A 20,953-nucleotide genomic window follows, 5' to 3' on the forward strand; every position below is an offset into this window, starting at 1 on the left:
ATCCCGTGTCAGGCCACCGACGCACGCGTTTCAAAAGATTGAAGCGATGGGCGGGCAGGGGGACCATAAGCGGTGATCCCGTGGCTGGCCAGTTCCGGAAACAGCGACAGGATCTCTTGCCGTGTTTCATCCTCAAAACTGTTCCACGCCTGGATTCCGGGGTGAAAGCTCTCGCTCAGGCAACCTTCGCCCCAGATCAGTTCGTGCTGATCGAACATCAGATGGTAATAGGTCACAAGACCGCCGGGCTTCATCACGATATCGCGGCCGTTTATCAAGTGCTTGGCAGGCGCCAACGCCTCGGCGTGGCCCGTATGCAACTCGACCCGCCAGTCGCTGATCAGCATCCTGTGCTGTTGCGACACCAACAGATCGCGATCATTGCCAAGCGCACCCGCCTTGATCAACACAGGCGTAAACACCCCCGAGGCGCGCGCAGTTTGCGAACCGACCCAGCGCAGCGTTTGCAACCCATGATCCAGCGTCGGAATCCTGTCGCCCACGGGCAGATTCTCGACCTTGACCAGCCCGCGATCGGTCTTGATCAGAGTGCCGGTCGTGAAACATCTGGCGATGTCCCATTCTTGCCGGTTCGAGTTTAGTCCCGACGCGTCATCGGTTCTGACGCTGTTCAAAGTAAGAGATCTAATGCCTTGGTCTTCCAACGCGGCCTGATCCGAATTGTTTGAAAATTCAGGCACCAGAAAGGTGTTGCCGAATGCATCTTGGGCAATGACAGCGGTTATGTTGGCTGTTGTTCCGTCGACGTATGTGATCGTGGCATTATATTCGACGGCCGCGTCAAATTCAGTTTGTTGACCGTCGATTGTGAAATCATCGAGGTCGACAGTCCCATCATTTTGGTAGGTTTGGCCCGGATTTCCGACAGGGCTCCATACAACCGCGTTGTTTAGAAGGGGATCGCCGGGTCCGCCAAAAGTTTGCCCAACAAGGGCGTCTGCGTTTTCTGCTGTATTGTTGCCCTCAGTGGGGTCAATAATACTAAGTTGGCCAAGAAAAATAGCATTAAACGTCGTAGGCATAACACACCCAATATGTACTCGTTAACAACACGTGCGTCACAACAGATTCGCACAATCACAATTGACAGGTAATAAAACCTGTACTGCTTATCAAGCCGTTGAAGACAAAAAAGCCGCCCCGGAAAGGGCGGCCTTGATCATTTCCGTGTTACCTGGATCAACTGGCCAGTTGGTTGTGCTTGCGGGATACAAACTCTTTGGCAGTTTCCACCGCTACCGCTGCGTCACGGCAATAGGCATCTGCGCCGATGGCCTTGCCGAATTCCTCGTTCAGAGGGGCGCCGCCAACCAGTACGATGTAATCTTCACGCCGTCCCTGTTCGATCAGCGTGTCGATAACCACTTTCATGTAGGGCATCGTAGTGGTCAGCAGGGCCGACATGCCCAGAATGTCTGGCTGTTCGGAATCCAGGGCTTCCAGATAGTTTTCGACCGGGTTGTTGATGCCGATATCGACAACTTCGAAACCAGCGCCTTCCATCATCATCGACACCAGGTTTTTGCCGATATCGTGAATGTCGCCCTTAACGGTGCCGATCACCATCTTGCCAACACGCGGCGCGCCGGTTTCGGCCAGCAGTGGCTTGAGGATCGTCATCCCACCCTTCATCGCGTTGGCGGCCAGCAGAACCTCGGGCACGAACAGAATGCCGTCCCGGAAATCGTGGCCCACGATGGTCATGCCACCGACCAATGCTTTGGTCAGGATGTCATATGGTGTCCATCCGCGTTCAAGCAGGATGTTCACAGCTTCCTCGATCTCTTCTTTCAGGCCGTCATAAAGATCGTCGAACATCTGCTCGACAAGTTCGTCGTCGTTGAGTTCGGACAGGACGATGTCTTCTTCATCGGACATGGGGCATTTCCCTGTGCTGGGCGGGCCATCGGCCCGTGGTGGCATTTTTTCCGTTTTGGCCATTTCGTCGCAGTTAGACTGTTACGATTGCGACCTCGGCGGTTCCGGGACCGACCTATACGTCAAATTGTTTGCGATCACGATGGAATTATCTGCAACAACATCCTGCAATCTGTTCACAGACGGGGAAAAATCAGGCGCCCAGGATCGGGGGGAGTAGGGCGTTTCGCGCAGTTTTCCTTGTCGCCTGGCGATTCAGGGTTTATTGATTCTTGAGTGAGAACGTAACGGGAACAAATATGCCTGCACTCAACATAAAGGCCCGCGGCGTGGCCAGTAATGACTCAGGCAGATTCGAACGCTTTGCGACCGAGGCCTGCGACGATGGCTGGGAGATGGAGGAGGAGCTTCCTCAACTCAGAACCGAGGTCCGGGAAGAGGTTGCGCGCAGTGTGGTCACCTACAACCGATCGCCCGATCTGCCGTTCGACCGCTCAATCAACCCGTATCGGGGGTGCGAGCATGGGTGTGTGTACTGTTTTGCCCGCCCGACACATGCCTATCTGGGGTTGTCGCCGGGATTGGATTTTGAAACCCGGCTGATTGCGCGGCCTAACGCGGCCGAGGTTCTGAGGAAAGAACTGTCCTCGGCCCGGTACAAAGTGGCGACCATTGCGATGGGGACAAACACCGACCCTTATCAACCGATCGAGAAATGCCACCGGATCACAAGGGCTTGCCTGCAGGTCCTGCAAGAGTTCCAGCACCCGGTCGCAATCGTGACCAAAGGCGCGATGATCGAGCGGGACTTGGATATCCTTGCACCTATGGCGCAGCTTGGACTGGTTCGGGTCGGTGTTTCCTTGACCACTTTGGACCCGGCCTTGTCCCGGCGGATGGAACCCCGCGCGCCATCCCCTGTGCGACGGTTGGCAACGATCCGACGGCTGACCGATGCAGGCGTGCCAGTGCGCGTCATGACATCCCCCTTAATACCGGGTCTGACGGATCACGAATTGGAAACCATGCTGGACGCCGGGGCCGATGCCGGGGCGGATGCCGCAAGCTGGATCATGCTGCGTCTTCCGCGCGAAGTTTCTGAGCTGTGGCAATCCTGGTTGCAGCAGCATGAGCCGGCGCGGGCAGAAAAAGTCATGTCCAAACTGCGCGAAATGCACGGTGGTCGTGACTATGATCCGCGCTGGGGGCACCGCATGCGGGGTGAGGGAGAGTATGCCGGGCTGGTGGCCAAGCGGTTCAAGCTCGCGGTCAAACGTTTGGGGCTGGCCACAAAAACACCGCCGCTCCGATGTGATCTGTTTTCAAGGCCCGCGCAGGCCGGGGATCAACTGACGTTATTCTGAAACGAAAAACGCCCCGGACAGGCGTCCGAGGCGTTTCGAAATTGCAACCGGCAATCAGCGGTTTTCGATGTCCACGTAATCGCGGGTCGTTTCGCCGAGATACAGCTGACGAGGACGGCCGATCTTGTTCTGAGGATCTGCGATCATCTCTTTCCACTGGCTGACCCAGCCAACAGTGCGCGACAGTGCGAAGATCGGTGTGAACATTGAAGTCGGGAAACCCATCGCCTCTAGGATGATGCCCGAGTAGAAGTCCACGTTCGGGAACAGTTTCTTGTCGGAAAAATACGGATCTTCCAGCGCCTGCTTTTCCAGTGCCTTGGCAACCTGCAGTTTCGGATTGTCTTCGATGCCCAGCAGATCCAGTACTTCGTCTGCGGATTGCTTCATAACTTTCGCGCGCGGGTCGAAGTTTTTGTAGACCCGGTGGCCAAAGCCCATCAGGCGGAACGGATCGTTCTTGTCCTTGGCCCGTGCAATGTATTCGGGGATGCGATCGACGGAACCGATCTCTTCCAACATCTCCAGACACGCCTGGTTGGCACCGCCGTGAGAAGGACCCCAAAGGCAAGCAACACCAGCCGCGATACACGCGAACGGGTTTGCGCCCGATGACGAAGCAAGACGCACGGTCGAGGTCGATGCATTCTGCTCGTGATCCGCGTGCAAAGTCAGGATCCGGTCCATCGCACGGCTGAGGATCGGGTTCACCTCATATTCTTCGGCGGGAACCGCAAAGCACATGCGCAGGAAGTTGGACGCATAGTCCAGATCGTTACGCGGATAAACGAAGGGCTGGCCGATGTGATACTTATAGGCCCATGCGGCGATCGTCGGCATCTTGGCGATCAGACGATGCGAGGCGACCTCGCGCTGATGCGGATCAGATACGTCGGTCGAGTCGTGATAGAACGCCGACATTGCGCCAACGACACCCACCATGATCGCCATCGGGTGCGCGTCCCGGCGGAAACCGCGATAGAAATACTGCATCTGTTCGTGCAGCATCGTGTGGCGCGTGATGGTGGTTTCGAACTGCTCAAGGTCTTTGGCTTGCGGCAGCTCTCCGTACAGCAGCAGATAGCACACTTCGAGGAAATGCGATTTTCCGGCCAGCTGGTCGATCGGATAGCCACGGTGCAGCAGCTCGCCTTTTTCGCCGTCAATATAGGTAATGGTGCTGTCACAGCTTGCGGTCGACGTAAAACCGGGGTCGTAGGTGAAGACTCCGGCATCGCTGTACAGCTTGCGGATGTCGATGACGTCAGGTCCAGCGGTCGGAGAATGAACCGGCAACTCGTACGTTTCACCATGGACTGTCAGAGTGGCTGTTTTATTGCTGTCGGTCATAGTGTCCCTTCCTCATTCTTACGCATGTCGAATCGCTGTCCGACCTTGCGGGCAACGGCTGCGCGCGGGCGCGCAGTCCGGGTGTTAGCGGAGCAGCGTTACCCAAATATGAAGATTGGGTTTACGTCGCTGCGTCAGAAAGCCGGGCCAGGGTTTCTTCTTTCCCCAGCACAAGCATCATGTCAAAAACTGAAGGCGTCACTGCCCGACCTGCCAACACGGCCCGCAACGGGCCCGCCAGTTTGCCGAACTTAACCTCTTTCGCTTCTGCAAACGAATTTAGGGTTTGCTCCAGTTCGTTTCGCGTCCAGCTAGCATTTTGCACGTGCGGCGTCAATTCACTCAGTATACCATCGGATACTGAGGCCAGCGCTTTCTCAGCCTTTTCGTCGGGTTCAATTGGCCTTGACGCCAATACAAAGTGAGCTTTTTCAAGAAGTTCCGGGAACATCCGCGCGCGATCCTTGAGGCAATACATCGCACGTTCCAGATCACCGGATTGTGTTTCCGTGAGGTCAGGTAAATTCGCCGCCGCCAGATAGGCCTCGATCTCTTGCCGCAATGCAGCATCATCCGCGATGGCGATGTGCTGTCCACACAGATTTTCCAGCTTTTTCAGGTCGAAACGGGCAGGGCTTTTGCCGATTCCGTCAAGATCGAACCATTCCTTGGCCTGTTCGTCCGTAAAGAACTCATCGTCACCATGGCTCCAGCCCAGACGCGCCAAATAGTTGCGCATACCTGCGGCAGGATAGCCCATGGCCTGATATTCCTGCGCGCCCAAAGCGCCATGGCGTTTGGACAGCTTTTTACCATCCGGCCCGTGGATCAGAGGGATATGCGCCCAGACTGGAATGTCCCAACCCATCGCCTCATAGATCATCATCTGCCGCGCCGCGTTGTTCAGGTGGTCGTCGCCACGGATCACGTGGGTCACGCCCGTGTCGTGATCGTCGACCACCACCGCGAGCATGTAGACCGGAGTGCCGTCCGACCGCAGGAGGATCATGTCGTCCAGCTGGTCGTTGCGAATAGTCACGTCCCCCTGAACCTGATCGCGGATTACCGTCGTGCCGACCTGAGGCGCCTTTATGCGGATCGCAAACGGAGCGTCCGGATGGGAGGACGCGTCTGCATCGCGCCAAGGGCTGCGGAACAGGGTCGATTTCCCCTCGGCCCGCGCTTGTTCACGGAACGCCGTGATTTCGTCCTGAGACGAAAAGCACTTGTACGCCTTGCCCTCGGCCAGCAACTGATGCGCCACCTCGGCGTGACGTGCGGCACCCTCGAATTGGCTGATCACTTCGCCGTCGTGATCCAGCCCCAGCCATTCCATGCCTTGCAGGATCGCAGCCGTTGCTTCCGGCGTCGAACGCTCGCGGTCGGTGTCTTCGATCCGCAACAGGAACTTGCCGCCACGGCCGCGGGCATAGAGCCAATTGAACAGCGCCGTACGGGCGCCGCCGATATGCAGGAAACCGGTTGGGGACGGGGCGAAACGAGTGACGACCTGATCGGACATTGTGTGGATTAACCTTTTGGTAACCGTGTCGGGCATAGATTGGCGCCTGTCTAACGAGCCGGAAGGACGGGGGCAACCATGCGTGTTCTGGCACGGGTCGAGGCCGCAATGCTGAACCAGACTGGGTATTTGTTTCAGTGGTCTCCGGTGTGTCTGGCAGTCGGTATTGGTCTGTATTTCAGCCTTCGGTTTGAACCGGCGTGGATGGTCTATGCAGGCCTCGTTGCCGTGATCGCGATTTGCTTAGGCTTGGTGCGCTGGCTTCCGTCTGGCTGGGCTGCGTTAACAACAGGGGGGGCGCTGATCGCTGCCGGGTTTATCCTGGCGGGCGCGCGCGCTCACACGGTGGCAGAGCCGGTCCTGTCCTGGCGTTATTACGGCCCGGTCGAGGGGCGGATCGTTGCCATGGATCGCTCTGCGTCGGATGCGCTGCGGATTACGCTGGATCGGGTGCGTGTAGGGGACGTGCCCGGTGACCGGCGGCCGCAGCGCGTCCGGCTCTCCTTGCACGGAGACGCGCGGTCGCTTGTGCCCGGCCAAAGGATCATGACCACTGCCTATTTGTCGCCGCCTCAAGGTCCGGTGGAACCGGGAGGGTTCGATTTTCGGCGACACGCTTGGTTTCAACGGCTGGGGGCCGTCGGATACACCCGTGTCCCGGTGCTGATCGCTGCGCCCCCGCAGCCCGAAGGCATCCGCATTACAGCATGGCGAATGGCGATTTCCCACCATGTCCGCACGATCCTGCCGGGTGAGATCGGCGGGTTTGCGGCCGCCGTCACAACGGGTGATCGCAGCGGTATGGGGCAAGAAACGCTAAAGTCACTGCGCGCATCCAACCTGGCGCATCTGTTGGCAATTTCGGGCCTGCACATGGGCTTGCTGACCGGGTTCGTCTATTTGATGTGCAGGCTTTTGTTCTCGACCATTCCTGCGCTGGCCCTCAGATTGCATGTGCGCAAACTGGCGGCTGTCTGTGCGATGTTCGCGGCCACGATCTACTTGTTACTGTCTGGGGGAAACGTCGCCACGGAACGCGCCTTTGTCATGGCGAGTGTCATGTTGATGGCCATACTGATCGACAGACGCGCGATTTCCCTACGGGCCGTTGCGGTCGCCGCACTTATTGTACTCATTCTGCGCCCCGAATCCTTGCTTAGCCCGGGGTTTCAAATGTCTTTTGCCGCAACGACAGCGCTTGTGGCGGTGTTCGGAGCATTGCGTGACATTGGACCGATGCCAGGGCCAAAGTGGCTGAAACCTGTTGCGGGCCTGCTGATGTCCTCGGCTATCGCGGGGTTTGCGACCGCGCCAATTGGTGCGGCGCATTTCAACACATTGTCTCACTATGGCCTCTTGGCCAACATGCTTTCGGTGCCCGTCATGGGCATGGTAGTCGTCCCCTCGGCCGTGGTGGCAGCAATGCTGTCGCCATTTGGCCTTGAGATGGTGCCGCTGGCAGTGATGGGGCTAGGTTTAGAGTGGATTCTTGCGGTTTCTCAATGGGTATCGGGATTTGACGGCGCGCAAGGATATGTTGTCAGCCCGCCGCACCCTGTCCTGCCGCTAATTGCACTTGGCGGCCTGTGGCTTGCGCTGTGGCAAGGACGGGCCCGATGGGTTGGAATGGCACCAATGGCCGTGGCGTTGATGTTGTGGGGGCAGGGAAATCGCCCTGAAATACTGGTTGCGGATAGTGGCGGGCTTGTGGGCGTGATGACCGAACAAGGACGGGCCTTGAGTAAGAAAAGGGGAAGCGGGTTTGTCGCAACCGTCTGGTTGGAAAATGATGGGGACGGGGCAGATCAGCTGCAGGCGGCCAGCCGATGGCCTCATGATTCCGGCACCATTCAACGGTATGACTGGCAGGGCATAGAGGTGTTGCACATAACAGGCAAACGCGCGGCGCGCGGGTTCAGTGCCTGCAATGCCGATCAGATCGTGATTTCTGCCGTGGCGCTGCAATTGTCCGGCGGCTGTGAAATCTTCGATCCGAAACGGTTAATGGCCACGGGAAGCCTGTCTCTGTCGGGCGGTAAGATCACAACCTCAAAAGAGGCGATGGGCGACAGGCTCTGGTCCCCGAACACATCCGGGAACCGGTATACCAAGCAGTTTTAGTAGCTGCGGATCAGTCCAACCAGACGACCCTGCACCTTGACCTTATCTTCCGGCAGAACGCGGGTTTCATAGACGGGGTTCGCAGCCTCAAGCGCGATAGCTTGCCCGCGGCGGAAGAACCGCTTCAATGTGGCTTCCTGATCTTCGACAAGGGCAACAACGATATCGCCGTTATCGGCAACCGAGGTTTCCCGTATCACCACAACGTCGCCATCGTTGATCCCGGCGTCGATCATCGAGTCGCCACGCACTTCCAGCGCATAATGCTCACCCTTTCCGGAAACCATTGTTCCGGGTACCGCGACACGGTGCGAGACATGGCTAATCGCTTCGATAGGAACGCCGGCGGCGATGCGGCCCATCACTGGCAATTCCATCGCATCCACAGTCACTGGCTCAAAATTCGCGGGGCGGGAGCCGGACGGCTTGTCGCCTTCGATCACACGCGGCTTGAAGGCCACTGTGGGTTCTCCACCCAGACTTTCCGGCAGTTTGACGATTTCAATGGCCCGCGCACGGTGCGCCAGTCGCCGAATGAACCCGCGTTCCTCTAGTGCCGTAATCAATCTGTGGATGCCAGATTTGGACCTCAGGTCCAGCGCGGCCTTCATTTCATCGAAACTGGGCGGAACACCGTCCGCCTGAACGCGTTTGTGAATGAATTCCAACAAATCCAACTGCTTCTTGGTCAACATTGCTCACACCTCGTCGGTCATGCGTTTTCTTTTGTTCTACGCATGTTCACGTTTTGTGTCAATGGACTTGAGCGGGATTTAGATCGGCAGGTATTGAACCTCATCCCCGGCAGGTCGGGCGGAATCATGCGGGGGGCGCACCAACAGAGCGTTTGCCTGCGCCAAAACGCTGAGCAGTGAACTGTCCTGATCAGCACACGCGCGAATGCCAGTCTCGTTCAGCATAGCCCGCATGTAATGCTCACGCGGACCGTTTTCGCCCAATGGTTCAGCAAGACGTGCGGTTCGCAATGGGGGCAGAACCTGTTCGACACCCAACATCCGACGCACCATCGGTAACAGGAAGAGATAGCCGCAAACCATTGCACTGACAGGATTTCCGGGCAAACCGACCATTGCCGTTTGTCCCAATCGACCCGCCATCAGGGGTTTTCCGGGGCGCATTCGGATCTTGTAGAAAGATTGCTCCATTCCCAGCCCGGTTGAGACGTCTGACACCAGATCGTAGTCTCCAACCGATGCGCCGCCGATGGTCACCACCAGATCCGCTCCTTCGGCCAGTCCGAAGGCGGTTTCAAGCGATGAGACCGTATCGCGCGCGACCGGAAGGATGCGGACGTGCGCACCCGCGTCCTCCAGCAGTGCTTTCAAGCCAAACGTATTGGATGCGATGATCTGATCGGGGCCGGGGGTTTCACCCGGCATCACCAGCTCATCACCGGTGGAGATCAGAGCGACGACAGGCTTTCGAGTCACTGGTACGGTCGCAACATTCATCGCCGCGATCAGCGCGATGTCCTCTGCGCGCAAACGACGGGGGGCCGAGATCTTTGTGCCTGCTTTGAAATCGACGCCCGCAGGTCTGATATTCGTTTTTGGGCCGGGTAGGTCCGAGATTGTGATCAGGTCGCCGCGACGTTCGGTATCTTCTTGTATGACAACGAAATCAGCACCTTTGGGGACCGGGGCGCCGGTGAAGATACGCACCGCCTGTCCGGGCCCGACGCGACCAGTGTAGCGGTTGCCAGCGGCCGACTCGCCGATGACCTTGAACATGGCGTGCAGCTCGACCTCGGTCGCTTTCATCGCGTAGCCGTCCATCGAGGATGCCTCAAACGGCGGCTGGTCGCGTGTGGCCTCCACTTCCTTTGCCAGGACGCGACCGGCGGCGGCGGACAAAGTGACGGTCTCGCTTGGCAGTGGCGAGACCAGATCAAACAGCAGTGCGCGGGCCTCTTCGACAGTGATCATTTCGCCTCGTAACGCCCTGATTTTCCGCCATCTTTCAGCAATACACGGATACCGCCGATTTCCATGGCCTTATCCACGGCCTTGGTCATATCATAGACCGTCAAGGCAGCCGTGGACACGGCGGTCAGCGCCTCCATCTCGACCCCAGTCTGACCCGATGTTTTGACTGTGGCTTCGACCAACACGCCGGGCAAGTCGGGATCCAGCGTCAGTTTGACAGCGACCTTGGTAACCGGGAGCGGGTGACATAAAGGGATCAGATCCGGTGTTTTCTTTGCGCCCATGATGCCCGCAAGACGTGCCACGCCCAGAACATCACCTTTCTTAGCGCGACCTTCGGAAATCAGATCAAAGGTGTCCTGCGCCATTTTGATGTGGCCAGCCGCCACGGCGACGCGGTCGGTGACTTCCTTGTCTGAGACATCGACCATATGGGCCTGTCCCTGAGCATCAAAATGGGTCAGCGGCATCACATGACTCCGGGGATCAGAGGGCTTGCCAGAAGATGGCGGGTGGCTGCTGCCACGTCGTCCTGACGCATCAGGCTTTCACCAATAAGGAAGCTGCGCGCGCCGTAACGTGCGATGTCGGCCAGATCGTCCGGTGTGCTCAGACCACTTTCGCAGACGATTGTCCGGCCCGCTGGCACAAGCTTTGACAGGTGGCGCGTTGTATCAAGAGATGTCTCGAAAGTCTTGAGATTACGGTTGTTTATCCCAATCAATGAACTCTTCAATTGCGCGGAACGTTCCAGCTCTTCCTGATCGTGAACTTCGATCAGCACATCCATGCCCCAGTCGAATGCCGTCTGTTCCAATTCGGCGGCTTGCGTGTCTTCGACCGATGCCATGATGATCAGGATGCAATCTGCACCCAGAGCACGCGCCTCGACCACTTGATAGGGGTCGTACATAAAATCCTTGCGCAGCGCTGGAAGAGAGGTGGCAGCCCGGGCTTCGGTCAGGTATTCCTTTGCACCCTGAAAACTAGGCGTGTCGGTCAGCACCGACAAACAGGCAGCGCCGCCTTCTTCATAGGCTTTGGCCAGAGCGGGTGGATCGAAATCCGGGCGGATCAGACCCTTGGACGGGCTGGCTTTTTTGACCTCGGCAATCAGGCCGTAGCCCCGACGTGCCGCTGTTCGAAGCGCATCGGCAAAGCCGCGGACCTCGGGCGCGTTTCGGGCCTCGTTTTCCAGTGTTTCCAGCGACTTCTGCGCCTTGTCTGCCGCGACTTCTTCAAGTTTGTAGGCTTTGATTTTGTCCAGAACCGTCTCGGTCATGCGGCCTCCTGCGTAATTCGGGCCAGGGCCGCGATTTTGTCTTTAGCTTTTCCGCTGTCGATGCTTTCCCGCGCCTTGGCAGCGCCGTCTTTCAAGTCATCAGCAGAGCCAGCAACCACAAGGGCCGCGGCGGAATTCAACAGCACCGCATCGCGGTAGGCCGATGGCGCGCCGTCCAACAAGGCGCGGAATGCCACGGCGTTTTCTTCGGGCGTTCCGCCGATGATGTCCTCGAACGGGTGGACCGGTAGCCCTGCGTCTTCGGGATGCAGCTCGACTTCTTTCACAACGCCATCTTCCAGCGCAGCGACCCAGCTTACGCCGGTGATTGTCAACTCATCCGTGCCATCCGATCCGTGCACCAGCCAGGCGTGTTCGGCCCCCAAAAGACCCAGAGTTTCCGCCATCGGGCGGATCAGGTCACGACTGAACGCACCGGTCAGTTGACGCCGAACACCAGCGGGGTTGGTCAATGGGCCAAGAATGTTGAAAATCGTACGCGTCCCAAGCTCTTGTCGACTGGGCATGACATGCGCAATAGCAGGATGGTGCATGGGTGCCATCATGAATCCGATGCCGACCTCTTGCAGAGCCTTTTCAACGATTTGTGAGCCAACCATAACGTTGATTCCCAGCTGACCCAACGCGTCTGCGGCACCCGATTTAGAACTCAGGTTTCGGTTGCCGTGTTTGGCGACCGTGACACCGGCCCCAGCCACAACAAACGCTGTGGCGGTGGAAATGTTCAGTGTGCCTTTGCCGTCGCCACCGGTGCCGACGATATCCATCGCACCTGCCGGTGCTTTGACCGCATTGCACTTGGCGCGCATCACAGCGGCAGCGGCTGCATATTCGTCTACAGTTTCACCACGAGTGCGCATCGCCATCAGCAGGCCGCCGATCTGGCTGGGCGTGGCTTCGCCATCAAACAGGATGCTAAACGCCTGTTCAGCCTCGGCACGCGTTAAGGGTCGATCGGCTGCGGCTCCGATCAATGGCTTCAGAGCGTCGCTCATGCAGGAACTTTCATCTCGGACAGGAAATTCTTGAGCAGGGCGTGGCCATGCTCAGAGGCGATTGATTCCGGGTGGAACTGGACGCCGTGAATGGGCAATTCTTTGTGTTGCAGGCCCATGATGGTGCCGTCTTCCAGTTCTGCTGTGATCTCAAGGCTATCTGGCAAAGTGTCCCGATCTACGATCAGCGAATGATAGCGGGTCGCCTCGAACGGGGTGGGCAGGCCAGCGAACACGCCTTTACCGGTGTGGTGCATCATACCCATCTTGCCGTGAACAATCTCGTGGCAGCGGACAACGTTGCCGCCAAACACCTGCCCAATCGTCTGATGACCAAGACATACACCCAGAAGCGGCGTTTTTGTTTCGGCTGCCGCTTCCGTCAGTGCCAGGCAAATACCGGCCTGATTTGGATCGCACGGACCAGGGCTGAGGAGGATTCCCGCCGGGTTCATCGCCATGGCTTCTTGTACATCCAGGGCGTCATTCCGCCGAATGACCATTTCGGCGCCAAGTTCGCCTAAATAGTGTACCAGATTGTAGGTAAACGAGTCGTAGTTGTCGATCAGCAGCAGCATTTGGGCACTTGTCTCGGCTTGGGCATTTCGGACTGGCGATACAGCCCTTGGCCACGGTATAATGTCGGGACATACATGCTCAGGCTTGCGGGGCAGCGTCAAGAGGACATCCTGTTCAGGGCGCAATCGCAGGCCAAAGGCGCGGTAAACGGCGTTGAGGCGATCGAAGCAGGATGAAGGCGAGAGGCAGTTAAGATGGGCGGATTTTTAGGCGGGATGATCGCAGGGGCGGTCGTTGTTGGTCTGCTTGGTGCAGTATTATCCCTGAATACACCTTTGACCCGAAAACCGGTTGTAAACGCCGAGGCCCCCGAGCCTGCACCGGCTGCGGCCCCCGAGGTCAGCACCGAAGCAGCTGAGACGGTGGCAGATGCTGATCTGGTGACCGCGCCGCCGGTGACATCCGATGCGTCCGGGGATCAAACGGACAATCTTGCCGGGCTGGCGGACGTGGAGACAGTACCAGACACTGAACCGACGATCAGTGAGGCGGTCACGCAGGTCGAAGAGATCGAAACACCTGACACGACTGAGATAACCGTTGCGAACGAGGCTCCGGTTGTGCCGCAGTCGCCTGCGCAATTGCAGCCATTGCCCAGCACCGAAGGTGAGCCGATCATTTCGGAAACTGCGCCGGAACCGCCGGTTGCACCCAAGCAAGAAGAGACCATTGCTGAGGTTGAGCCGCAGCCCGCGCCCGAAGTCCTGGAAATACTGCCCGCGCCGGAAGTGGAACAGGTACAGCCCGAGGTAACAGAGACTAAGCCTGAAATCGCGGAGCCGTTGCCCGAAGTCACCGAAACGGAAATTGAACCAGAACCTCTGCCCGAGCCCGAGGTCGCAGCGGTTCAACCGGAACCCGAGCCGCAGCCTGAACCCACGGCAATCGAACCCCTGGAGCCCGAGGTCGATCCGCTTGAGGACAACCCGATCGCTGTAGAAGGGGAAGAAGACCCGCAGCTTAAAAAGCTGCCCCGGATCGCAGCGGTCCCGCAGATTGGCGGTGAAGAAACGGATACCGGCGGTCAGACCGTTGGCAAACGAGTCGTCCCGCTGACTGAACGCGATGACGCGCCGGTTTCAGCGGACGAGCAACCCGCGATACTTCTGCCCGGTAAGCCAATTGATGCCTATGCCGCCAAGTTCGAAAACCCCGAAGCCAAACCGCTTATGTCGATCATTCTGATTGATGATGAAGGGGCGTTTGGGGCCGAGGCGTTGAAGGATTTCCCATACCCGCTCAGCTTTGCCGTCAGCCCGTCTGACCCCGATGCGGCCGAAAAAATGGCCCGCCATCGCGCAGCCGGTTTCGAGGTTCTGGCTCTTGCCGATTTGCCCAAGGCGGCCAGCGCACAAGATGCTGAGGTTTCGATGGCTGTGTGGTTGGATACTCTGCCAGAAACCGTTGGTATTCTGGAAGGTGTGGGAACCGGCATTCAAGGTAACCGCAAACTGGCCGATCAGGTGGCCGCAATTGCCGGTGATACCGGGCGCGGGCTTATCACCCAGGATAATGGTCTGAACACTGTCCAGAAACTGGCCGCTCGCAATGGCATCCCTTCCGGGGTCATCTTTCGCGACATCGACGGTGCCCGCCAGGACCCCACGATCATGCGACGTTTTTTGGATCAGGCGGCGTTCCGGGCTGGTCAGCAGGGAACTGTCGTCATGTTGGGACGGCTGCGCCCGGATACGATCTCGGCCCTGTTGCTATGGGGGCTGGAAGATCGCGGTGGCCGCGTGGCCATGGCCCCGATCTCTGCGGTCATGACGCAAGAAGCTCAGTAAGGTTGAATATGAAAAACGGCTGACCATGTGGTCAGCCGCTATTCTTTAAGAGTTGCCAGAGCCGGTGAATCGGGCCGCGTCCGCAGCAGCGCGCCGAATGGCATTCGATTTGTGGACGGTTTCCATGAATTCGGCCTCGGGGTCGCTGTCATAGACCACGCCGCCGCCTGCCTGAATATAGAGCTTCTGGTCTTTCACGATGGCCGTGCGTAGGGCAATACACATATCCATGTCGCCGCCCGCGCTGAAATACCCCACGCCACCGCCGTAAACGCCGCGCTTTTCGGGCTCAAGCTCGTCGATGATCTCCATTGCACGGACCTTTGGCGCGCCTGAAACGGTGCCTGCAGGCATTCCGGCAAAGAAGGCATCCAGCGCGTCTTTGTCCTCGGCCAACTCGCCAACAACGTTGGAGACGATGTGCATCACGTGGCTGTAGCGTTCGATGATGAACTCTTCGGTAGGGCGCACAGTGCCGATCTTTGCGACACGACCGGTGTCGTTGCGACCCAGATCCAGCAGCATCAGATGCTCGGCCAACTCTTTCTTGTCGGCCAGAAGATCGACCTCGTTGGCCTTGTCCTCTTCGGGGGTCGCGCCGCGCGGGCGTGTGCCCGCGATGGGGCGGATCGTGACCTCATCACCGAAGACGCGGACCAGAATCTCGGGGCTTGCGCCCACGACCTGAAAGCCGCCAAAGTTGAAATAGAACATGAAGGGCGACGGGTTCGTGCGCCGAAGCGAACGATAGAGCGCGAAGGGAGGTTGCGGAAAATCCTGCGTCCAGCGCTGCGCTGGAACAACCTGAAAGATGTCGCCCGCGCGGATGTAATCCTTGGCCTTTTCGACCGCTTCCAAATAGCCGGATTTGGTGAAATTCGACACCGGCGCGGCCACCTCGGACGCATCCCCAAGATCGCGCGTCTCGGCGGGCATGGCGCGTTCCAGATCGCGCACCGCGTCCATGACACGTTCTGCAGCCTGTGCATAAGCAGCCTTGGCTGATTGCCCCTCGCTGACCCACGCAGGCGACACAACCGTTACCTCGCCCTTGACGCCGTCCAGCACTGCAATGACCGAGGGTCTGAGCATGATGGCATCAGGCAGGCCAAGCGGATCGGGGTTCACGTCAGGCAGGTATTCCACCAGCCGAACCATGTCATAGCCGAGATAGCCAAACAGCCCGGCAGCGGCCTGGGGCAGGTCGTCCGGCAGGTCAATTTTGCTTTCCGCCAGCAGGGCTCGCAGGTTATCCATCGGGTTGCCGGTTTGGGGCGAGAACGCATCGGGGTCGAACCGGGCCGAGCGGTTCAGCTCGGAAGTCTCGCCTTGGCACCGCCAGATCAGGTCCGGCTTCATCCCGATGATCGAATAGCGGCCACGCACCTCACCACCGGTAACCGATTCCAGCATGAACGCGTCTTTCTGCGCGCCTGTCAGCTTGAGCATCAAGGAAACCGGCGTGTCCAGATCAGCGGCTAAGCGGGTGTAGACAACCTGATTCTCGCCTGCCTCATAGGCGCGGGCGAAGCTGTCGAAGTCGGGGGTCAGCGCCATATTCGGTCTCTTTTAATAGCTCGCCTGAACAGCATTCAGGGCCTGCTGATCTACGACGGGACGGGCACGGACCTGTGCATCGCGGACAAAGGCATCAAAGATGTTCTGGGCCAAAGCCTGATCCAGCTGGGCGGTAAGGGCCGCTTGGACCTGACGCAGCTCATCTGTTTCGGCAGGCGGCAACAGCTCGTCCAAACGCACGATAAACGCGGTTCCGGCACCGGGAATGACACGCAGGTCGCTTTGCTCCATTTCAAAGACCTGAGGCATGAAATCTGCGGGCACATCTTCCAGAAAGGCCGTGCGCGTCAGGGCGTTTTCTACCCGGAAGGGCAATTCGGTGGCCGCAAAATCACCATCTGTCTGCACTTGTACCAGAACAGCATTTGCCTGTTCTTCCAACGCCTTGTTGATTTCGGCCTGGGTCCAGGCGGCAACGACGCGATCGCGTGCGGTCTCAATCGGCTCCGGCCGGGGTTCGAGAACTTCGTTCAGACGCAGGGCAAAGATCGAGCCATCTTCAAGAAACGCTACCTCGGGAAAGTCGCCGTCTTGCACGGCTTCGGCTGCACTGCGGAACCCGTCATAGGCGGCGACGCCTTCACCGGTTTTCGCGCTCCAGTCGATCTGGCCCAGCTCCATTTCGGTCTCGGACGTCAGTTCTTCCAAAGTTGCGCCGCCGGCCAGCAGGTCATTGATGTCCTCGGCCTGCGCCTCAATCTGACGACGGGCGCGTTCAGCAGCCAGTTCTTCGCGCAGGGCAGGGGCGGCATCTTCAAACGACGTGTTGTTTTCGGCAAGCGATCCATTGATCCGGAACAACGCAGGCCCAAAGGTGGAAGGCAGGGGGCCAACAACAGCGTCCAGATCGGCAGCAAAGACACCATCGGCTGCTTCGCCCAGATCCTCGCGGGTGACGTCGCCAAGGTCGATATCGCTGAGCTCAAGCTGGCGATCCCGAACCAGTTGTTCGAAGGTTGCACCGCCGACCTCTAGCTGAGCCATGGCAGTTTGTGCTGCTTCTTGATCCGGGAAGGTCAGGCGCTCGACCAGGCGACGCTCGGGCTGCTGGAATTCAGTTGCGCGCTGTTCGTACAAACGCTTTACCGAATCCTCGTCGACTTCCACGTCGTCGAGCAGCATTTCGGGCGACAGGATTGCATAAGTCAGTTTCTTGGTGCGCGGCAGGGTAAACAGCTCGGTGTTCTCGTCGTAATACGCCTGGACCTGCTCGTCGGTTGGGGCGGTAACAGGTGTGGGCAGGGCGTCCGGTGCCAACGTTGCGACGGTAAAGCTGCGGCGGGCACCAACATAGTCGGTCAAAACCTGCGTGAGGGTTTCGGGCATCTTCACACCGCTAACTACGGCACTCTGCACGATTGTACGGGATGTTTCCTTGCGCAGGTCCGATTCGAACTCGGTGTCTGACATGCCGACCTGTTCCAGTTGGAACTGGTACGCGTCGCGGTCAAATGTGCCGTTGACGCCCTGAAAAGCCGGGATCGCAACAATTTCTTCCTGCAGGTTCTCATCCCCGATCGAGATGCCCAGCAATCCGACCTCATTGTCCAGTGCTGCCAAAGCCGTCAGGCGCGACAGGGCCAGACGATCCAGACCAAATTCCATGGCCTGCGACATTTGCAAAGGCTGACCTGTCTGTTGTTCGACCGCGCGAATTTCGCGCTGCAGCTCGCGGACATAGTCATCAACCGAGATATCCTCGTTCCCGACCTGGGCCACCGAACGCACGGTGCCAGAGAGGCTGGTTGCGCCAAACCCTGCAAGTCCGAGCATCAAAAGGCCCATGAGAATCCAGACAAAGGTCTTTGATAACTTTTTTACGCCTGCGGCCATTGTGCCCTCTTCGTGCTTTTGTCGGCAGGTAACTGCCCCGTCGGTTGCGGCCCTGAATACGACGCACGCCGTCGGGGAGCAAGCTCAGAAGGACAGAGCGCCCAGCCGTTCGAACAATTGCCCCAATCCGGCGCGGTCCAGATTGGCAAATGCGATACGAACCTGACGTTTCCCGCCCGCATCATCGTTGGGCATGAACATTGTGCCTGGCAGCAGCAGGATGCCCGCCTCGGGGACCAGTCGTTGGGCCAGTTCGTCCGATGGGATATCGAACGGGTGTTCGAAATAGGCGAAATAAGCGCCCAGACCCAGCAGCCGCCAACCCTTATCGGTCAGGCTTGGCAAAAGCTCGGCAATCGCGGCGCGGCGGTCGAGGATCTCATCGCGTTCACCTGCCAGCCATTGCGACAGGTTCTGCATCCCCCAAAGGGCTGCGTGCTGGCCGATCTGGCTTGGGCAGATGGCGACTGTGTCCAGAAACTTTTCAATCTCGGACAGCAGGTCAGTTCCGGTCGCGATCGCGCCGACACGGTGGCCGGTCAGCCTGTATGCTTTGGAAAAGGAATAGAGGTGGATCAGGGTTTGATCCCAGTCAGGCTGGGCGAACAGGTCATGCGGTGGGCCGCTGCGGCTGTCGAAATCCCGATAGGTTTCGTCCACGATTAGCCGTATGCCGACCTCCTGCGCAAGGTCAAAGAAAGCGCGCACCAGAGGGGCAGGGTATTCCACACCGCCGGGATTGTTTGGGGTCACCAGGACGATGGCGCGGGTTTTGTCGGTGATCAAAGCACGGGCTGCGTACGGATCGGGCAGCAGAGCGTCGTCGGTTGGCAGATCCACGGTTCGGACGCCTGCCATATCTAGCCACATCTTGTGATTAAAATACCAGGGCGTCGGAACGATGACCTCGTCACCCTGATCGGTGATCGCTGTGATTGCGGCAGCAAATGCCTGATTGCAGCCCGAGGTGATTGCCACCTGATCGCTGGACACCTGCGCGTCATAATGCGACCCGATCTGGCAGGCGAGTTCGGCTCGCAGGGCTGGATTGCCCAGAACCGGCCCGTAAAGATGGGCGCTGTCTTCGGTCACGGCAAAGCTGGCAATCGCTTCGCGCAGCGCCAGCGGCGGTGGATCGACCGGAGCCGCTTGGCTGACGTTGATCAAGGGGCGGTCATCAGGAAACTCCACCCCCTCCAACCAGCGCCGCGCCTCCATGACCGGAGGGGCAAATGTCGCGGTGGTACGGGACTGGGTCATGACGGGCCTGTCCTTGGTAAGGCTTTGCCTCACTCTTTGTGGGCTGAGAAAGGTCTTTTAGTCGGTCCCGCGGTAGGGCTCGACATATTGCAGGGCCATATCCCACGGGAAAAAGATCCAGGTGTCCTGGCTGACCTCGGTGATGAACGTGTCGACCATCGGTCGGCCCTTGGGCTTGGCATATACCGTCGCGAAATGCGCCTTGGGGTACATTGCGCGCACCAGCTCGAGCGTTTTGCCGCTGTCGACCAGATCGTCGATGATCAGAATACCTTCGCCGTCGCCCATCAGCTGGGCATCGGGGGCTTTCAGAACCTCTGCTTCGCCTTGGTCCTGATGGTGGTACGAGCGCACGCTGACCGTGTCGACAGTCCGGATGTCCAGCTCGCGGCTGACGATCATCGCAGGTGCCATACCGCCACGGGTGATGGCCACAACTGCGCGCCATGCGCCGTCGTCCGGACCTTGCCCGTCCAGACGCCAGGCCAAGGCGCGGGAATCACGGTGGATTTGATCCCAGCTGATGTGAAACCCTTTTTCGTGGGGCAGGCGATCCTTGGCGCTCATGTCATTACCCCTTTTCGACGTCTGGTGCGTCGACGGCTTTCATGCCGACAATATGATAACCCGAATCCACGTGCAGGTTTTCACCGGTCACGCCGCTGCTGAGGTCAGACAGCAGATACAGAGCTGATTTGCCGACATCATCGATAGTCACGTTGCGGCGCAGGGGCGAGTTATACTCGTTCCATTTCATAATATAGCGGAAGTCGCCGATACCGCTGGCGGCTAGCGTCTTGATCGGACCCGCCGAGATCGAGTTCACGCGGATACCGTCCTTGCCCAGATCCTCGGCCAGATATTTGACCGATGCCTCAAGCGCGGCTTTGGCGACACCCATCACGTTATAATGCGGCATCACCTGCTCGGCACCATAATAGGTCAGGGTGACTGCGCTGCCGCCTTCGGACATCATCTTCTCGGCCCGTTGCATCACAGCGGTAAAGGAATAGACCGACACGTCCATTGTCAGTTTGAAGTTCGCGCGCGACGTGTCGACGTAGCGGCCCCGAAGTTCGTTCTTGTCCGAAAAACCGATGGCGTGAACAACAAAGTCCAGCTTGCCCCATTTCTCTTCCAGCGCGGTGAACAGTGAGTCGATCGATTCCTCGTCGCTGACGTCACAAGGCAGGACGATCTCGCTGCCAAGCTGTGCCGCCAGTGGATCGACGCGTTTCTTAAGTGCGTCGCCTTGATAAGAAAAAGCCAGCTCTGCTCCGGATTCGGACAAGGCACGGGCTATTCCCCATGCGATTGATTTATCATTGGCCAGTCCCATGATGAGGCCGCGTTTGCCGGCCATCAACTGATTTGACATGTTTGGTTCTCCGCCTGTCTTCGCGTTATGTTGGGATG

At 58.6% G+C, this 20,953-nt stretch carries 18 protein-coding genes; 3 read left to right on the forward strand and 15 right to left on the reverse strand.

Annotated features, from left to right (window positions below; translation table 11 throughout):
• Positions 1 to 8: 8 nt before the first annotated feature.
• On the reverse strand, positions 9 to 701 hold the full coding sequence (locus DS906_RS10810) for a Hint domain-containing protein (RefSeq protein ID WP_233494757.1): 693 nt from the start codon (positions 699 to 701) through the stop codon (positions 9 to 11).
• A gap of 499 nt (positions 702 to 1,200) precedes the next feature.
• Positions 1,201 to 1,899 carry a B12-binding domain-containing protein gene (locus DS906_RS10815; RefSeq protein ID WP_113790178.1) on the reverse strand — a complete coding sequence of 233 codons (699 nt, stop codon included), beginning with the start codon at positions 1,897 to 1,899 and terminating at the stop codon, positions 1,201 to 1,203.
• 299 nt (positions 1,900 to 2,198) lie between these two features.
• On the opposite strand from DS906_RS10815, the gene DS906_RS10825 reads away from it, so the two are divergent.
• Positions 2,199 to 3,263 carry a PA0069 family radical SAM protein gene (locus DS906_RS10825; RefSeq protein ID WP_113790180.1) on the forward strand — a complete coding sequence of 355 codons (1,065 nt, stop codon included), beginning with the start codon at positions 2,199 to 2,201 and terminating at the stop codon, positions 3,261 to 3,263.
• Positions 3,264 to 3,317: 54 nt separating this feature from the next.
• Here the strand turns inward: DS906_RS10825 and gltA are convergent, their stop codons facing one another.
• On the reverse strand, positions 3,318 to 4,613 hold the full coding sequence (gltA, locus tag DS906_RS10830) for a citrate synthase (protein WP_113790181.1): 1,296 nt from the start codon (positions 4,611 to 4,613) through the stop codon (positions 3,318 to 3,320).
• A 121-nt stretch (positions 4,614 to 4,734) separates the two neighbouring features.
• Positions 4,735 to 6,135: a glutamate--tRNA ligase gene (gene gltX / locus DS906_RS10835; RefSeq protein WP_113790182.1), complete on the reverse strand. Its 1,401-nt coding sequence runs from the start codon at positions 6,133 to 6,135 to the stop codon at positions 4,735 to 4,737.
• A 78-nt stretch (positions 6,136 to 6,213) separates the two neighbouring features.
• On the opposite strand from gltX, the gene DS906_RS10840 reads away from it, so the two are divergent.
• Positions 6,214 to 8,256, forward strand: coding sequence for a ComEC/Rec2 family competence protein (locus tag DS906_RS10840; protein WP_113790183.1), 2,043 nt, complete (start codon positions 6,214 to 6,216; stop codon positions 8,254 to 8,256).
• On the opposite strand, the gene lexA is transcribed toward DS906_RS10840, so the two are convergent.
• From lexA to DS906_RS10870, 6 genes are all read right to left on the reverse strand, one after another.
• Positions 8,253 to 8,951 carry a transcriptional repressor LexA gene (gene lexA / locus DS906_RS10845; protein WP_113790184.1) on the reverse strand — a complete coding sequence of 233 codons (699 nt, stop codon included), beginning with the start codon at positions 8,949 to 8,951 and terminating at the stop codon, positions 8,253 to 8,255. The two genes, DS906_RS10840 and lexA, sit on opposite strands and share 4 nt — an antisense overlap.
• Positions 8,952 to 9,029: 78 nt before the next feature.
• Positions 9,030 to 10,202 carry a gephyrin-like molybdotransferase Glp gene (gene glp, locus DS906_RS10850; protein ID WP_113790185.1) on the reverse strand — a complete coding sequence of 391 codons (1,173 nt, stop codon included), beginning with the start codon at positions 10,200 to 10,202 and terminating at the stop codon, positions 9,030 to 9,032.
• Complete coding sequence (moaC, locus tag DS906_RS10855; protein ID WP_113790186.1) at positions 10,199 to 10,672, reverse strand: cyclic pyranopterin monophosphate synthase MoaC; 474 nt, start codon at positions 10,670 to 10,672, stop codon at positions 10,199 to 10,201. Before moaC ends, glp begins: the two co-directional genes overlap by 4 nt.
• Positions 10,672 to 11,484, reverse strand: coding sequence for an indole-3-glycerol phosphate synthase TrpC (gene trpC / locus DS906_RS10860; protein ID WP_113790187.1), 813 nt, complete (start codon positions 11,482 to 11,484; stop codon positions 10,672 to 10,674). Before trpC ends, moaC begins: the two co-directional genes overlap by 1 nt.
• Entirely contained in the window at positions 11,481 to 12,500 is a 1,020-nt protein-coding gene (trpD, locus tag DS906_RS10865) for an anthranilate phosphoribosyltransferase (protein ID WP_113790188.1), read from the reverse strand. The genes trpC and trpD overlap by 4 nt, the downstream gene beginning before the upstream one ends.
• Entirely contained in the window at positions 12,497 to 13,078 is a 582-nt protein-coding gene (locus tag DS906_RS10870; protein ID WP_113790189.1) for an aminodeoxychorismate/anthranilate synthase component II, read from the reverse strand. The genes trpD and DS906_RS10870 overlap by 4 nt, the downstream gene beginning before the upstream one ends.
• A 195-nt stretch (positions 13,079 to 13,273) precedes the next feature.
• On the opposite strand from DS906_RS10870, the gene DS906_RS10875 reads away from it, so the two are divergent.
• Entirely contained in the window at positions 13,274 to 14,866 is a 1,593-nt protein-coding gene (locus tag DS906_RS10875) for a divergent polysaccharide deacetylase family protein (protein WP_113790190.1), read from the forward strand.
• 45 nt (positions 14,867 to 14,911) lie between these two features.
• Here the strand turns inward: DS906_RS10875 and trpE are convergent, their stop codons facing one another.
• The 5 genes from trpE to fabI form a co-directional block, all read right to left on the reverse strand.
• Positions 14,912 to 16,423 carry an anthranilate synthase component I gene (trpE, locus tag DS906_RS10880; RefSeq protein ID WP_113790191.1) on the reverse strand — a complete coding sequence of 504 codons (1,512 nt, stop codon included), beginning with the start codon at positions 16,421 to 16,423 and terminating at the stop codon, positions 14,912 to 14,914.
• 12 nt (positions 16,424 to 16,435) lie between these two features.
• Complete coding sequence (locus tag DS906_RS10885; protein WP_113790192.1) at positions 16,436 to 18,277, reverse strand: peptidyl-prolyl cis-trans isomerase; 1,842 nt, start codon at positions 18,275 to 18,277, stop codon at positions 16,436 to 16,438.
• Positions 18,278 to 18,361: 84 nt separating this feature from the next.
• Complete coding sequence (locus tag DS906_RS10890) at positions 18,362 to 19,537, reverse strand: aminotransferase (protein ID WP_113790193.1); 1,176 nt, start codon at positions 19,535 to 19,537, stop codon at positions 18,362 to 18,364.
• A 57-nt stretch (positions 19,538 to 19,594) separates the two neighbouring features.
• Positions 19,595 to 20,104, reverse strand: a complete 510-nt coding sequence (gene gpt / locus DS906_RS10895; RefSeq protein WP_113790194.1) for a xanthine phosphoribosyltransferase — start codon at positions 20,102 to 20,104, stop codon at positions 19,595 to 19,597.
• Positions 20,105 to 20,108: 4 nt separating this feature from the next.
• The gene (gene fabI / locus DS906_RS10900; RefSeq protein ID WP_113790195.1) at positions 20,109 to 20,915 is read right to left on the reverse strand and encodes an enoyl-ACP reductase FabI; all 807 of its coding nucleotides are present in this window, start codon (positions 20,913 to 20,915) and stop codon (positions 20,109 to 20,111) included.
• Positions 20,916 to 20,953 lie beyond the last annotated feature (38 nt).

Source organism: Ruegeria sp. A3M17 (assembly GCF_003318255.1).
Lineage (GTDB): Bacteria > Pseudomonadota > Alphaproteobacteria > Rhodobacterales > Rhodobacteraceae > Ruegeria.